We start from the raw sequence: 15,330 nt of genomic DNA on the forward strand, positions 1-15,330 counted from the left end.
GGCGTCCTTTTGAAGGCTGGATTGTGGGGATGGGTGGATCAGTAGGTCTTGGGCACCGGCACCAGGGTCTGCTGCATCAGGGCGCAGGCGCTTTGTTTGCCGTCCGGGGCGAAGTGCGTGACCTCGGCGGTGGTGACGATGATGCGCTTGCCGGCCCTGGCGACGCGGCCCAGGGCGCGCAGCTCGCCGTCCCGGAAGGCGGCCATGAAATTGATCTTGTATTCGACCGTGGTGACCTCGGAATCTTCCGCGGCCACGGTGAGGGCCGCATAACCACCGGCGATGTCGGCCAGCGCGCCCATGGCGCCACCGTGGAAACTGCCCTGCTGCTGGGTCACGTTGTCCGACCAGGGCAGCGCCACTTCGCACAGGCCCGACTCCACGCGCAGCAGGCGCGCGCCCAGGTGCTGCATAAGGCCCTGGCGCAAAAAGCTGGCTTCGATGCGGCGGAACAGCGCGGAGGGGGCGGCGGGTGCGTCCATGAAAAAGCCCTTTGAACGTGCGGAAGATGATTTCCGTTGAGTTGACGTTTACGTAAACGTCAATTATGCCTGCTGGTGGAGGAACTGTCCAAGGGCTGCGAAAGCTTCGTGCGCGACCTGAGCGTCCGTGCAATCGCGTCCCGAAGAGGAAAGAGATGCGCGTCGCCGGCAAATTGCGCTTCCCGCGAATTACCCGTATGGACGATCACCATGCGAGCGACGGGATCGACAAAGATATTCTGGCCGCCGACGCCCCAGAAAAAAGACCGGCCGCCGGCCGCCTGCGGTATCCAGACGTGCAACCCATAAAACGGGGCCCCTTTGGGCTGCGGCTTGTCCGGCCGCAGCACAACCATCTCGTCGACCCACGCGGCGGGCACGACCTGCCCGCCTGCCGCCTGCCCCCGGTTCAGCACCAGCGCCCCCAGCCGGCCGTAGTCGCGCAGGCGCGCGGCGAACTGGCCTTGAACGCCCTCCTCGCCGTGAAAATTCTTGATCCAGAAGCCGCTGCCCTCGGCCCCGAGGCGCGACCATATCCTGTCCTCGAGATACGCGGTGTTGCTCATGCCGGTACGCTCGCTCAGCATGAGGCCGAGCAACGCGGTCACCGCGCCGTTGTAGCTGAAGGCCTTGCCGGCGGGCGATCGGTCCGTCTTCTCCTGCAGGTAGCGCCGCATGCTCTGGCGCGGCGAGACGGTGGGGTCGGTCGCGCGGTTGTCCGATATCGCGCCCGCCCCGTAGGCGGCATGAAGTTTGGCCGAGGTGGCCATCCGCAGCAGATCCTCCACCGTGTCGTCGGCAAACGCGCTGGCTTCGAAGCCGGGCAAGACCTGCCTGACGGTGGTGCCCAGCGTCAGCTTGCCTTCCGCGACCGCCACGCCGACCAGCAGCGACAGGATCGTCTTCGACATGGACGCCGATAGCAACGCATCCTGGGCGCCGGTTCCCTGCAGGTATCGCTCATAGACGATCCGGTCCTCATGCAAGACGAGAAGTCCCGTCGTGCAGAAACGGGCCAGGTACTCCTCGAGCGAATGGGCTTCCGGATCCCCGGCCACGCGATACGTCACATTCTCCAATGGCAGGCCCTGGCCGAACACCGCCGGCGCACCGGCCGCCCGCGCTTCGTTGAACGGAAATCGCTGCTGGGGGTTGAGGAATGAACCGGTGCAGCCTTGTTGGGCCGCCGCGAGAGCGGGCAGGCCCACCGCGAACAGGACCAGGGCCGCGCGGCGCAGGGAATCCATCGTCATGGGGCTAGTCGCAAAGCAGGCCACCGCTACGCCGCCTGCCTCGCCTTCTCAAGTTTCGCCAGCAGCGCCTTGGCCTCGCGCTCGTGCGTTTTCACCTCCTCGAGGTTGCCCTGCAGCTCGGTCATCTGCTCCTCCAGCTGTGCGCGGTGCTGCGCCAGGATGGCGAGGAACTTGCGCAGCTGCGGCCCGGTGTCGCGCGGGCTGTCGTACATGTCGATGATTTCCTTGGCCTCTGTCAGCGACAGGCCCAGGCGCTTGGCGCGCAGCGTGAGCTTGAGCCGGGTGCGGTCGCGCGCGGTGTAGACGCGGTTGCGGCCGCCCGCCCCTTCGCGCAGCGGCTGCAGCAGACCCATGTCTTCGTAGAACCGCATGGCGCGCGTGGTCAGGTCGAACTCTTTTGCCAGGTCGCTGATGGTGTAAGTGGTGGCCATGGTGGTGGGTGAAGTCCTGTGCAAACGGGGGCGACAGCGCGAAACAGGCGCGGTCCCTACAATGGCTGAATATGACGTTTACGTAAACGTCAAATATACCGTGAATATTGCCATGAACCTCCTTGAACAGCAACTGCACTACCCCTTCGGCGACACCCTGCCCGCCTCGGGCGGGGCGCTGGAAGTGGCACCCGGCGTGAAGTGGATACGCATGGCCTTGCCCTTCGCGCTGGACCACATCAACCTGTGGCTGCTGCGCGACGAGATGGACGACCCGAACCGGGCGGGCGCCAAGATCCAGGGCTGGACCATTGTCGACTGCTGCATCAGCCGGGAGGAGTCCAAGGCCCAGTGGGAGGAGATTTTCGCGACCCAGCTCGAAGGCCTGCCGGTGCTGCGCGTCATCGTGACCCATATGCACCCCGACCACATCGGCCTGGCGTACTGGCTGTGCGAGCGCTGGGCTTGCCGGCTGTGGGTCAGCGCCACCGACTACCACTCGGCGCGCATAGGCTCGCAAAGCACCACGGGTTTCGGCGGCGAAAGCGCGGCGCGCTTTTTTGCCTCGCACGGCCTGGTCGACCCGGAGGCCATCGAAAAAATCCGCGGACGCGCCAGCTACTACCCGGGCATGGTGCCCGCGGTGCCGGCCAGCTATGTGCGCATCATGGACGGGATGACGCTGCGCATAGGCGGGCGCGACTGGCGCTGCATCAGCGGCTACGGCCACGCGCCTGAACACATCGCCCTGCACTGCAAGGAACTGGACACGCTGATCAGCGGCGACATGGTGCTGCCGCGCATTTCCACCAATGTGAGCGTCTACGACCTGGAGCCCGAAGCCAACTCGCTCACGCTGTTCCTGGACTCGATCGACAAGTTCCTGCCGCTGGACAAGGACACGCTGGTGCTGCCCTCGCACGGCAAACCGTTTCGCGGCCTGCACACCCGCGTAGGCCAGCTGCACGACCACCACCGCGACCGCCTGGCCGAAGTCATGCAGGCCTGCGAAGCAGCCCCCTGCAGCGCCGCCGACATCCTGCCCATCATGTTCCCCCGCAAGCTGGACCTGCACCAGACGACGTTTGCCATGGGCGAAGCGGTGGCGCATCTGCATGCGCTGTGGTTCCAGAAAAAGCTTGCGCGCCGGCTGGATGCCGACGGCATCTACCGGTTCAGCGTAACAGCCGAAGCGATTTAGCGGCTCCCCACACCAGCATGAGCCGTGGAACCGGCTTTGCCGGGCCACAGGCGGGCGGCCCCCTCGGGGGGGCAGCGCATTACACGCAGCCGAAGGCGAAGTGAAAAGCGTGGGGGCTCACAGTCAGTGTCTCCACTTGCGATTAGCCGTGACCAAGGCCGTGACATAACCATGCAGCCAGTCAAAGTTGATCGGCTTTTGCAGCAAATGGGCTTCAGGCGGCAGGCCGCCGCGGGCCTGGACGGCCTCGGGTGCCAGGCCGCTGATGACCACAATCTGCATGTCGGCGAGCTGCAGGTTGCGCTTGCAGGCCTTGAGCATTTCGATGCCATCGACACCGGGCATGGACAGGTCGGTGATCAGCAGGTCGGGCCGCATGCTCGCGATGTCCATCATGGCTTCGAGCGCCGACGGCATCCAGGTGCAGTCGACCGGCAAGTCCCAGTCCTCGAACTGGCAGCGATACAACTCGCGGGTGTTTTCGTCGTCTTCCACCATCAGCACGCGCAGGCGGTGCTTGGGGTCGGTGTCGGCCCGCGAGAGTTGCGGGCTGTTCTTGGCCAGGTAGGCATTGATGGATTGCAGCGCGATGCGGCGATGGCCGCCCAGCGTTTTCCAGGCTTCGATCTCGCCCTTTTCCACCAGCGATTGCACGGTGGCGACAGACAGGCCCAGCAGCTTGGCCGCGTAGCTGGTGCCGCAGTAATCCTCGCTCGAGAAATCCGAAGCGGTGATGGCGGCCTCGAAAGACTTGGGTTCACGCATGATCAGTCTCGTAAAGGATTGTTTTTGGCATTTTTCGCATTTTAATCAATTCGATGTATTAAACCCTAGTAAAAACAGCAGAAAAGACGTTAAAACAGACTTCAACCACGGTAATTAATCCCGCCGAAGACACATTGCGTCACATCAGGACACATCAAGAGGTGTGCGGGGTTTTGGGCAGGGTGAAGAAGAAGGTCGCGCCATGGCCCGGCGAGGACTCCGCCCACAGCCTGCCGCCGTGGCGTTTGATGACCCGGCTGGAAGTGGCCAGGCCTATGCCGGTGCCGGGAAACTCCGACGCGGCGTGCAGGCGCTGGAAGGGGTTGAAGAGCTTGTCGGCGTAGGCCATGTCAAAACCGGCGCCATTGTCGCGCACAAAGTACACCGGAAGCCCCGCGGCGTCCTGCGTGTGGCCGACGGTGATCTCGGTCACCCCCTCGTGGGAGCTGAACTTCCAGGCGTTGCCGAGCAGGTTTTCCATGACCACGCGGACCAGGCGCGCGTCGCCGTGCGCCCTCAGGCCTTTTTCGATGGTGATCACCGCCTTGCGGTCCGGGTCGCGCGCCTGCCAGTCGTCCATGATGCTGTGCGCCAGCGCGGACAGGTCCACCGACTTGTTGCTCAGCGGCGCGCGCGAGACCTGCGCCAGCGACAGCAGGTCTTCGATGAGCTGCCCCATCTGCGCCACCCCGGCCTGGATGCGCGCCAGGTAGTGCGAGACCTTGTCGCCGGCGTTGGTGCCCAGCTGCTTGGCCAGCAGGCGGCTGAAGCCGTCCACGGTGTTGAGCGGCGAGCGCAGGTCGTGCGACACGGAATAGGAAAACGCCTCGAGTTCGTGGTTGGACAGCCGCAGCGCGGCTTCGATGGCCTTGATCTCGGTAATGTCGGCGTCTATGCCGACCCAGAAAGCCACCCGGCCCTGCTCGTCGATGACGGGCGAGGCGCGGTAGGACATGGTGTGGCAGCTGCCGTCGCGGGCCAGCACGCGGCGTATGCCCATGAACTGGGTCTGCGTGGCCCTGGCGGTCTCCCAGGTGGCCTTGACCTCGGGAAGGTCCTCGGGATGGATGACGGAGAACCACTGCGTGCCGGTCCAGTCCTCGAGCTTGCCGCCCACCAGTTCGAACCAGGCGCGGTTGAAGTAAGTGGCCGCGCCGTCGGGATTGATGGTCCACACCACCTGGGGCGCCTGCTCGGCCAGCCCGCGGAACAAGGCCTGCTGGCGCTCCAGTTCCAGCGTGCGCTCGGCAACCTTGCGCTCCAGCCCGGTGTTGAGCTGGCTGACTTCCTCCAGCAGGCGGGCGTTCTCGATGGCGATGGACGCCAGCTGGGCCAGCTCGAGCGCGACGTATTCGTCCTGCTGCGTGAACTCGCCTTCGTACTTGTCGGACAGCTGCAGCAGGCCGATGTTGCGGCCGTCGCGCCCGGTCAGCGGCACGGCCAGCCAGCCGCGCATGGCCGGGTGTTTGTCGGCATAGCTGCCGAAGCCGCGCCAGCGCGGATGGGCTTCGAGTTCGGCCTGGGTCATGCGCATGGAGCGGTTGGTCTGGCAGACCATGGCGTAAATGCCGGTGCCGTCGGGCGGCTCGATGAGGTCGCGGTACTTCGCGTATTTGTCGGACAGGGACAGGGCGTTGATGGCCTGCTTCCAGTCGCTGTTCACGGTCAGGCTGACGATGGACTGGTGGGCGCCCACCACGCCCCGGGCCTGTTCGGCCACCTCATGCATGGTGCCTTCCAGCGTCTGGTGCCAGGTGATGGCCTGGGCGGCGTCGGCCGCGCGCTGCAGGGTAAAGAGGTGCTCCTGCACGTCGCGCTCGGCCTTGAGCTGGGCCGTGACGTCCATTGCCAGTACAAAGCGCGCGGGCACGCCGGCGTACTGGATGGGCCGCGACACCGCATGGGCGGAAAAGATGGAGCCGTCCTTGCGGCGGTGCTGCCAGGAGCCTTTTCTCTCGACCGAGTTGTCGCTCAGCGCGCGCTCCAGGCGCGCGTGCTCGGCCTCGGGCCGGATGTCGAACAGGGTCATCCCCAGGAATTCCTCCACCGAGTAGCCGTAGCTGTCGACCGCAGCCTTGTTGACGTTGAGGAAACGCGAGGTGGCGACGTCGAACACCCACATGGGCACAGGCGCCATCTCAAAGAGGGCGGCGTAGCGCTGCTCGCTGTCCATCAGCGCCTGCTCGGCCCGCTTGCGCTGTGTGACGTCGCGCTCGACCGCCACCCAGTGCGTGTACCGGCCCTTGGCGTCGGCGATGGGCACGATGTCCAGATCCAGCCAGAACTCCTGGCCGTCCTTGGTGTAGTTGATCAGTTCGGCGCGCACCGGCTGCCATGCCTGCAGCGCGCCGCGTATGCGGTCCAGTTCGGCCCGCTGCGTCTTGGGGCCCTGCAGCAGGCGCGGCGTGCGGCCCAGCACCTCCTCGCGGGTGTAGCCGGTGCGGCGCTCGAACGCATCGTTGACAAAAACGATGCGCGGGCCCGGCTCGTCAATCGGCCCGGCCTCGGTGATCAGCACGATGTCGTTGAGGCGGGCGACGCAGGACTCCAGCAGCCGCAGGTGCTCCTGGGCCTGGTGCTGCTCGGTGATGTCCTGCAGCACGCCGACCAGGCTCACGACCTTGCCGTCCCGCTGCAACGCGCGGCCGCGCGTGCGCACCCAGATGCGCCGGCCTTTCTCGGTGATGAGCGGCAGCTCCAGGTCCCATGGCGTGCCGTGACGAAAGGCGGCTTCGGCCGCGGCCCTGACGATGGGCTGCGCTTCCGGCGCATAGGACCGGATCGCCTGCCCTATGCTGAGCCTGGCCCCGGGCTCCATGTCATGGATGCGGTAGATCTCCTGGGACCAGTAGGGCGCCATGGTGTCGACTTGGACTTCCCAGCCGCCGATTTTCGCGAGCTCGCCGGTGCGGTTGAGCAACTCGGTGCCGCGGGCGATTTCAAGTTCCGCCTGCTTGCGGTCGGTGATCTCCTGGAGCACGCCGGAGCGGCGCGGCCCCTGGCCCGGCTGGCCGTCCTGCGGCCCATGGGCGCGGCCTACCAGGTGGATCCAGCGCAGCTCGCCGGCGGCCGTGATGATGCGGAACTCGACGTCCAGCGGCAGGCCGGCCGCCACGGCGGCGTCGCGCCTGGCCTTGAAGTCCTGGCGGTCGGCGGGATGGATCAGCTGCAAAAACGAATCGCGATTTGTGGCAAAGGTCGCCTTGTCCACCCCCAGCACGTCATAGACCTCATCGGACCACCAGGTCTCTTCGCTGCGCACGTCAAGCTGCCAATAGCCTATGCGCCCCAGGCGCTGGGCGTCCTGCAGCCTGTGCTGGATGGCTTCGCTGTTCGCCAGTTCCGCCTCCAGGGCCCCGCGGTGCTTCTGCAGGGATTCGGCCATGCGGTTGAAGCCTTCGGCGATCCGGGAGAATTCCCCGCCGTCGTCGGACGATGTGACCGGGATGCGCACGTCCAGCCGCCCGTCCTGGATGCGCCGGGTCGCCTCCAGGATGTTGCGCGTGGGGACCACGATGGCGCGCCCGCCCATCATCCAGGCCAGCAAGCCGCTCAGGAAGGCCAACAGGGACAGCACGCCCAGCTCCAGCCAGAGCTGCCGCTGGGTGGCGCCCACCACGAGGTTGTGGTCCAGGCTGACCGCCACAAAAAACGCCTCACCCACATTACTGCTGCTGGGCATGAAGGCCCAGAGCCGGCGCTTGCCTGCACCGTCCGGGCCGTCGGCGGTGCCCGTCCTCAGGGTTTTGACCGCCTCACGCAATACCGGGCTGGCCGCTTTTTGGCCCACGCGTATGGGCAGGGCCGGTTTCCCGGCCAGCAGCACGCCGTTGCGGTCGTGGATGCCGAGCGCGGCGCCGGGCGGCAGCTGGATGCTCAGCGCCGTCTTCGCCATTTCACCGAGGTCGACCGAGGCATAGGCCACGACCACGACCCGCCCCTCGCGGTCCAGCAGAGGCAGCGCGAAGGTGATGGAGGGTATGCCCGTGGCGCGGCCCACGATGTATTCGCCGGTCACGAATTCGCGGCGGGCCACGGCCTCGCGGAAATAGGCCCGGTCGCCCAGGTAGTTCAGCGTCGAATTGGGAATCCCGTTGCACAGGGCCCGGCCGTCCATGCCCACAACGCCCAGGTTGGCATACAGCGGAAACAGCCGGTTCAGCTGCACCAGGTAGGCGTCGCAGCGGCCGCCCCTGCCGCCCTTGACGGTCTTGCCGTCCTCGCCGCTCAGCAGCTCGGGCGCATGGACGACGGCGGTGAGCACCTGGCGCGCCGTCTCGGCCAGCTGCTGCTGGTTGGAGGCCGCCAGCGAGGCCGCGAACTGCAGGTCGGTCATGGCCCGCTCGACGGCGACGTCGGCGTTGTAGACGGCCTTGAAGATGGACAGGCCGAACAGCGGAACAATCGCGGCCAGCACCAATATGACGAGGCGGGTCCGCAGCGTGATCTGAACCTTCATCGCGGCCATCGCTCAGGAGCCCGCCCGGGCCGCACAGGCGGCCCGCCCCGCGGGCGTATCAACCGGCCGCGATCGATTCATTGACATCCAGCCAATAGGCCTGGAGCCGCTGGAGTTTTTCCGTAAGGTCTCCGAAATCGACAGGCTTGCGCACAAAGCCATTGGCGCCGGCCTGGTAGCAGGCCACGATGTCGGAGCGCTCGCTGGAGGACGTCAGCATGACCACCGGCACCAGGGCCGTGAGCGGGTTGCCGCGCACGCCGCGCAGCACATCCAGCCCCGAGAGCTTGGGCAGCTTCATGTCCAGCAGGATGAACGAGGGCTGTCGCTGCGTGTCGCGCCCCGCGTGGGCCCCCTGCCCGAACAGGTAGTCCAGCGCCTGCACACCGTCGCGGGCGACCGCGATCTCGGCCGTCACGCCCTGCTCCTCCAGAGTCAAGACAGTCAGCTCCAGGTGGTCGGGGTTGTCTTCAACTACGAGTATGAGCTTGTCGTTCATGGAAGTGCTTTGGAGGTACGACATCAAGTCCCTGGTGTTTTTGGCATTTTTGATATTTTTGTCATATTAACAAGTAACGCCAAGCTGTACTACTTTGTTATCGCCGATTCAGCCCCGGCAAAGGGTTTGCCCTGCGCCGCCTTGGCGCCCTCCCCCAGCTACCAGCGCGGAATCGCTTCGTCCTTGAGCTGGCCGCGCAATTCGGCGTAATCGGGCACGATGGTGCGCACGGTGTCCCAGAAACGCGGGCTGTGGTCCATGACACGCAAATGGCTCAGTTCATGGACCACCACATAGTCGATCACCGATTGCCGGAAATGAACCAGCCGCCAGTTCAGCCGGATGGAGCCGTCGGCGCTGGCGCTGCCCCAGCGCGTGCCGGCGCTGGAAAGGCTGAGTTTGTGCCACTGCACGCCGAGCTGCGGCGCGAAATGGTTGAGCCGCTCGATGAAAATCCGCTTGGCCTGGCGCATCAGCCAGGCCTGCACGGCATCGCGGATCTGCTCGGCCGAGGCGTTGTGGGGCAGGCCCACGTGCAGCGTCATCTGCGCCACGCCGGGCAGCATGTCGCCGGCCGCGCCCTCATTGCCCTGCAGCAGCACCTCGGTGGCGCGGGTCTTGAGTTCGGCGCCCACGCCGCCGAAGGCGTGCCGCGGGTCTATCACCACAATCACCTGCTCGCCCAGGAAAGGCAGGGTGGTGCCGTCCTTCCAGTCGATGCGCGCGGACTCCATGCGCTGGTGGCGCTCGCGGGTCTCCTGCAGCTTGGCGAGTATCCAGCCGGATTTTTCCAGCACGGCCTTGTCGATTTCATACAGCGGCACCCATTTGGGCGCGCTCACCGTGAGGCCCTCGGCGCCGGCTGAAAAGCCTATGGTCTTGCGTTTTCCGCGGCGGAATTCGTAGGCCACCAGGATGCCGTCCAGCACCGCCTCGCGCGTGGCGCGCGGATGGCGGAAAGTGGCCGGGGCCAGGGCCTGCTGCAGGGTCTGGGCGGGCAGCTGCGGGCCGATGAACTCGGGTTCGGGAGCCGCCGGCGGCCGCGGGGTGGAAGTGGGCGGTTTTTGAGCCCGCGGCCTTGCCGGCGGTTTTGCGCTTTTCGGGTTTGCAGCGCGGGCCGGCGGCGCGGGATGGGCGTCAAACAGGTCGAGCGTGAACTGGAGAAGCCGTTGCATCATGGCAGTTTAGCGCGGCGTGATGATAGGCGCAGGCACTGCTCAGGTATTGGCGGCGGCGCCGGCATAGGCCTCGGGGTCCAACCGGCGCATTTCGGACTCTATCCAGGTTTCCACCTCGCGCATCAGCTCGTCCGGCTGCCGGCCCGCGCTGGGGATGGGCTTGCCGATGGAGATGTCGACAATGCCCGGCGTCTTGATAAAGGCCTTGCGCGGCCAGCATTTGGCCGAGGTGACGGCAATCGGGATCACCGGCGCGCCAGTTTCGATCGCCAGGCGCGTGCCGCCGGATTTGTAAACGCCCTTCTGGCCGCGCGGGATGCGCGTGCCTTCGGGAAACATGATGACCCAGGTGCCCTGCGCCATCAGGCGCTTGCCCTGCACCACGACCTTGTTGAAGGCCTGGGCGCGCTGGCTGCGGTCGATGTGGATCATGTCCATGCGCGCCATGGCCCAGCCGAAGAAAGGCACATACAGCAGCTCTTTCTTGAACACATAGGCCAGCGGGTGCGGCATCAGGGTGGGCATGCACAGGGTCTCCCAGGTGCTCTGGTGCTTGAGCAGCAGCACGGCGGCGCTGGTCTCGCCCGTGGGCAGGTTTTCCATGCCGCTCACCCGGTTCTTGATGCCCAGGATGAAGGTGCCGCCGCTGACCGCCACGCGCAGCCAGCCCGCGCACATCCAGTACATGGTGGTGCCGCTCACGAAGACCGAGGCGATGATGACGAAGATGGCCCAGGGGACGACCGTGACGGCCATCCACAGAAGGTGCAGGACGGAGCGGATGAAAGGCATGGCGGGGTTCCGGCTATCAGGTCAGGGCGAAGAGGCGAAAAAGTGTTCCGCGGGCTTGGGGTTCAGATGGCCACCGGCAGCGGCCGGGCGCTGCGTTCCAGCAGGAAATCGGCGAAAGCCGCCAGGTCCGCATGCAGCGTGGTGCCGGCCGGCAGGCCTTCCGGCTGGCCGCCGGCCCGGTACCTGGCCGACTTGCCGGTGAGCACCAGGTGCGGCTCGCAGCCCGCCGCGGCGCCGGCCTGCAGGTCGCGCAGCGAATCCCCGACCGTGGGCACGCCCGCCAGCTGCACGCCGAAGCGCGCGCCTATCTGCTCGAACAGGCCGGGCAAGGGCTTGCGGCAGGTGCAGCTTTCCTCGGGGCTGTGCGGACAGTAGAACACCGCGTCGATACGGCCGCCAACGGCGGCCAGCATCTTGTGCATCTTGGCATGCATGGCGTTGAGCGAGGCCACGTCGAACAGGCCGCGCCCCAGGCCCGACTGGTTGGACGCGATCACCACATGCCAGCCCGCGTGGTTGAGCCGCGCGATCGCCTCCAGCGAACCAGGCAGCGGCAGCCATTCGTCCGGCGTCTTGACGAAGTCGTCACTGTCGCTGTTGATGGTGCCGTCGCGGTCGAGGATGACGAGTTTCATGGTGTTTGCCTTTGCCTGGAAGCTTACGCTGCCAACTTGGAAAGGTCAGCCACGCGATTCATCGCCTGGTGCAGGGTGGCCAGCAAGCCGAGTCGGTTGGCGCGCAGCGCCGGATCTTCGGCATTGACCATCACGCCGTCAAAGAAGGCATCGACGGGCGCCTTCAGCGCGGCCAGCGCCTGCAGCGAAGCCGCGTAGTCGCCGGACGCAAAAGCCGCCTCGGCCTTGGGCGCGACGGTTTTCAGGGCCTCGGCCAGGGATTTTTCGGCGGCTTCCTGCAGCAGTTCGGGCTTGATGGCGGCGGCTACCGTGCCTTCGGCCTTCTTGAGGATGTTGCCGACGCGCTTGTTGGCGGCCGCCAGGGCCGGCGCTTCGGGCAGCGCGGCAAAAGCGCGCACGGCGGCCAGGCGCTTGGCGACGTCGCCCAGGCGCTGGGGGCGCAGCGCCAGCACGGCATCAACCTCTTGCGCGCTGTAGCCCTGCTCGCGCAGGGAGCCGGCCAGGCGGTCGTAGATGAAATCAACCAGGGCGACGGAGGCGTCCTGTATCTTGTCGCCGAACACCGGCTGCACGCTTTCGACCAGTTCGGCCAAGCCCAGCGGCAGGTCTTTCTCGACCAGCATGCGGATCACGCCCAGCGCATGGCGACGCAGCGCGAACGGGTCCTTGTCGCCGGTCGGCAGGTTTCCGATGCCGAACATGCCGACCAGGGTTTCCAGCTTGTCGGCCAGCGCGACGATGACACCAACGGTGTTGCGCGGCAGTTCGTCGCCGGCAAAGCGCGGTTTGTAATGATCCTCGATCGCGTCGGCCACGTCGGCGCTGAGGCCGTCGTTGAGTGCGTAATAGCGGCCCATGGTGCCCTGCAGCTCGGGGAACTCGCCGACCATGTCGGTCACCAGGTCGGTCTTGGCCAGTTCGGCGGCGCGCTGCACGCCGGCCACATCGGCATTCAGGCGTTTGGCGATGGCCTCGGCAATCGCGCGCACGCGCTGCGTGCGCTCGCCCTGGGTGCCCAGCTTGTTGTGATAAACCACCTTGCCCAGGCCTTCGACGCGCGAAGCCAGGGTTTTTTTGCGGTCCTGGTCAAAGAAGAATTTGGCGTCGGCCAGGCGCGGGCGCACCACGCGCTCGTTGCCGCCTGTCACCGCGCTCGCGTCGCTGGGGCTGATGTTGCTGACGACCAGGAACTTGTTGGTGAGCTTGCCCGCGGCGTCGAGCAGCGGGAAGTATTTCTGGTTGGCCTTCATCGTGAGGATCAGGCATTCCTGCGGCACGCCGAGGAATTCTTTCTCGAACTCGCAGACCAGCACATTGGGGCGCTCGACCAGCGCTGTCACTTCCTCGAGCAGCGCGTCGTCCTCAATCGCCTTGACGCCGCCACCGACCTTGGCCGCGGCCGCCGCCAGTTGCCTGGCGATCTCGGCCTTGCGCGCGGCAAAGCTGGCGATCACCGCGCCGTCTTTTTGCAAGGTCGCGGTGTAGCTGTCGGCGTCTTTCAAGACGACCGGATCCACGGCGGCCTCAAAGCGGTGGCCGTGCGTGCTGTTGCCGGCCTTCAGGCCCAGCGCCTCGATGGCCACCACGGCGCTTCCGTGCAGCGCGACCAGGCCGTGCGCCGGGCGCACAAACTTCACGTCGCTCCAGCCGTCGGCCAGCTGGTAGGTCATGACCTTGGGGATCGGCAGTTTGGCAATCGCTTCGAGCACGGCTTTTTGCAAGCCCTCGGCCAAGGTCGCGCCCTTGACGGTGCTGTCGTAGAACAGCGCCTCGGCCTTGCCGTCGGGCGCGCGCTTGAGGCCGGCGACCGCCGACGCGTCGGCGCCCAGGGCCTGCAGCTTTTTGAGCAGCGCGGGCGTGGCATTGCCGGAGGCATCCAGCCCCACGGCCACGGGCATGAGTTTTTGCGAAACGGCCTTGTCGGCGGCCTGCGCGGCCACCGCCGTGACATGCGCGGCCAGGCGGCGCGGCGAGGCAAAGGCGGTGAGCGCCGAAGCATCGGCCGTCAGGCCCTGGGCCTTGAGCTGCTCGAACAGCACGCCGGCAAAGGCATCACCGAGTTTTTTGAGCGCCTTGGGCGGCAGTTCTTCGACAAACAGTTCTACGAGAAGGTTTTGGGAAGCGTTCATTGGTTTTTTCGGGAATGTCGGAGCGCAAAAATAGCCAGGGCCGCGGCCATCAGCGGCAGCCAGATGGTTTGGACTTCATTGAGCAACACGTCGGCGCCGCGTTGCGTGAAAAATCGGGAAAAAGAGACCGGAGAAACCTCTACGGGCCGCCAGGGGCTGAAAAACCGCTGTTCAGAGAGGGGCCAGTAGAGCGGGATGGCCACGCCGCCATTGGTGAGGGTATCCAACAACGGGTGCGAAAACATGCAGAGTGCTATCCAGGCATAACCTTGCCACGGCGCCAGTTTCCAATGCCGCGCCAGCCACGCGCCAATCAGGCCAGCGAGGAGCGCAAAGCCCAGGGTGTGGGTAAAGCCGCGGTGGCCCCAGATACCACCGTAATGGATGCCGAGCTTGAAAGCAATGCCGTCAAAGTCGGGAAGAATGGCCGCGACCATGCCCGCCGCCAACATGGAGGGCGGTATCCGCTTGCTGCCCAGGGCCACGGCGGCGGCGATGGGAACGGCAATATGGGAAAAGATGGTGGGCATCGGGTGCGGCGGAGTAAGGCGCGAAGTCCTCAGGCGGCTTTCTTGGGCAACTGCTGCACCCACTCGCGCGGTGCCATCGGAAAACCCAGGCGCTCGCGGCTTTCGTAATAACTTTGTGCCACGGCGCGCGCCAGGTTGCGGATGCGGCCTATGTAGGCGGCGCGTTCGGTCACGCTGATGGCGCCGCGCGCATCGAGCAAATTGAAGCTGTGCGCGGCCTTGAGCACCTGCTCATAGGCCGGCAGGGCCAGTTGCACCTCAATAAGGTGCTTGGCCTGCTTTTCATGCGCGCTGAAGGCGGTGAACAGGAAATCGGCGTCGCTGTGCTCGAAGTTGTAGGTGGACTGCTCGACCTCGTTTTGTTTGTAGACGTCGCCGTAGCTCAGCTTGGCGCCGTCGGGCCCTTCGGTCCAGACCAGGTTGTAGACGTTGTCCACGCCCTGCAAATACATGGCCAGGCGTTCCAGGCCGTAGGTGATCTCACCGGTGGCGGGCTTGCAGTCTATGCCGCCGACCTGCTGGAAGTAGGTGAACTGCGTGACTTCCATGCCGTTGAGCCAGACTTCCCAGCCCAGGCCCCAGGCGCCCAGCGTGGGGTTCTCCCAGTCGTCCTCGACGAAGCGGATGTCGTTTTTCTTGAGGTCAAAGCCCAGGGCCTCGAGCGAGCCGAGGTAGAGCTCCAGGATGTTGGCGGGCGCCGGCTTGAGCACGACCTGGTACTGGTAGTAGTGCTGCAGGCGGTTGGGGTTCTCGCCGTAGCGGCCGTCCTTGGGGCGGCGGCTGGGCTGCACATAAGCGGCTTTCCAGGGCTCGGGGCCCAGCGCGCGCAGAAAGGTCGCGGTGTGCGAGGTGCCGGCGCCGACCTCCATGTCATAGGGCTGCAGCAGCGCGCAGCCCTGGGCGTCCCAGTAGGACTGCAGCTTCAAGATGATTTGCTGGAAAGTGAGCATAGGAATGGGTTCAGGACAAAAGCGCG

The 15,330-nt window shown here is 65.8% G+C and carries 13 protein-coding genes; 1 reads left to right on the plus strand and 12 read right to left on the minus strand.

The window, feature by feature from the left end; genetic code table 11:
- Positions 1-38: 38 nt before the first annotated feature.
- From AC1D09_RS22140 to AC1D09_RS22150, 3 genes are read right to left on the minus strand one after another with little or no spacing between them, the layout of a single operon-like run.
- Complete coding sequence (locus AC1D09_RS22140; RefSeq protein WP_477662461.1) at positions 39-482, minus strand: PaaI family thioesterase; 444 nt, start codon at positions 480-482, stop codon at positions 39-41.
- A gap of 59 nt (positions 483-541) precedes the next feature.
- A complete protein-coding gene (locus AC1D09_RS22145) occupies positions 542-1,735 on the minus strand; it encodes a serine hydrolase domain-containing protein (protein WP_477662462.1) in 1,194 nt (397 codons plus the stop codon).
- A 26-nt stretch (positions 1,736-1,761) separates the two neighbouring features.
- Positions 1,762-2,166, minus strand: a complete 405-nt coding sequence (locus tag AC1D09_RS22150) for a MerR family transcriptional regulator (protein WP_477662463.1) — start codon at positions 2,164-2,166, stop codon at positions 1,762-1,764.
- Between the two features lie 112 nt (positions 2,167-2,278).
- Between AC1D09_RS22150 and AC1D09_RS22155 the strand changes: the two genes are divergently transcribed.
- Positions 2,279-3,367 carry an MBL fold metallo-hydrolase gene (locus tag AC1D09_RS22155; protein ID WP_477662464.1) on the plus strand — a complete coding sequence of 363 codons (1,089 nt, stop codon included), beginning with the start codon at positions 2,279-2,281 and terminating at the stop codon, positions 3,365-3,367.
- A gap of 123 nt (positions 3,368-3,490) precedes the next feature.
- Here the strand turns inward: AC1D09_RS22155 and AC1D09_RS22160 are convergent, their stop codons facing one another.
- The 9 genes from AC1D09_RS22160 to glyQ form a co-directional block, all read right to left on the minus strand.
- Positions 3,491-4,132 (minus strand): response regulator, encoded by a 642-nt coding sequence (locus AC1D09_RS22160; protein WP_477662465.1) that lies wholly within the window; start codon positions 4,130-4,132, stop codon positions 3,491-3,493.
- Between the two features lie 154 nt (positions 4,133-4,286).
- Entirely contained in the window at positions 4,287-8,591 is a 4,305-nt protein-coding gene (locus AC1D09_RS22165; RefSeq protein WP_477662466.1) for a PAS domain S-box protein, read from the minus strand.
- A gap of 58 nt (positions 8,592-8,649) precedes the next feature.
- Positions 8,650-9,090, minus strand: coding sequence for a response regulator (locus AC1D09_RS22170; RefSeq protein WP_074579839.1), 441 nt, complete (start codon positions 9,088-9,090; stop codon positions 8,650-8,652).
- 158 nt (positions 9,091-9,248) lie between these two features.
- Positions 9,249-10,268 carry a M48 family metallopeptidase gene (locus AC1D09_RS22175; RefSeq protein WP_477662467.1) on the minus strand — a complete coding sequence of 340 codons (1,020 nt, stop codon included), beginning with the start codon at positions 10,266-10,268 and terminating at the stop codon, positions 9,249-9,251.
- 39 nt (positions 10,269-10,307) lie between these two features.
- Positions 10,308-11,060, minus strand: a complete 753-nt coding sequence (locus tag AC1D09_RS22180) for a lysophospholipid acyltransferase family protein (protein WP_477662468.1) — start codon at positions 11,058-11,060, stop codon at positions 10,308-10,310.
- A 62-nt stretch (positions 11,061-11,122) separates the two neighbouring features.
- The gene (gene gmhB, locus AC1D09_RS22185; RefSeq protein ID WP_007874956.1) at positions 11,123-11,695 is read right to left on the minus strand and encodes a D-glycero-beta-D-manno-heptose 1,7-bisphosphate 7-phosphatase; all 573 of its coding nucleotides are present in this window, start codon (positions 11,693-11,695) and stop codon (positions 11,123-11,125) included.
- 23 nt (positions 11,696-11,718) lie between these two features.
- The gene (gene glyS / locus AC1D09_RS22190) at positions 11,719-13,824 is read right to left on the minus strand and encodes a glycine--tRNA ligase subunit beta (RefSeq protein ID WP_477662469.1); all 2,106 of its coding nucleotides are present in this window, start codon (positions 13,822-13,824) and stop codon (positions 11,719-11,721) included.
- The gene (locus AC1D09_RS22195) at positions 13,821-14,354 is read right to left on the minus strand and encodes a metal-dependent hydrolase (RefSeq protein WP_477662470.1); all 534 of its coding nucleotides are present in this window, start codon (positions 14,352-14,354) and stop codon (positions 13,821-13,823) included. Before AC1D09_RS22195 ends, glyS begins: the two co-directional genes overlap by 4 nt.
- 29 nt (positions 14,355-14,383) lie before the next feature.
- Positions 14,384-15,304 (minus strand): glycine--tRNA ligase subunit alpha, encoded by a 921-nt coding sequence (gene glyQ, locus AC1D09_RS22200; RefSeq protein ID WP_477662471.1) that lies wholly within the window; start codon positions 15,302-15,304, stop codon positions 14,384-14,386.
- Positions 15,305-15,330: the final 26 nt, after the last annotated feature.

It is taken from the genome of Polaromonas sp. P1_A2 (assembly GCF_056406895.1).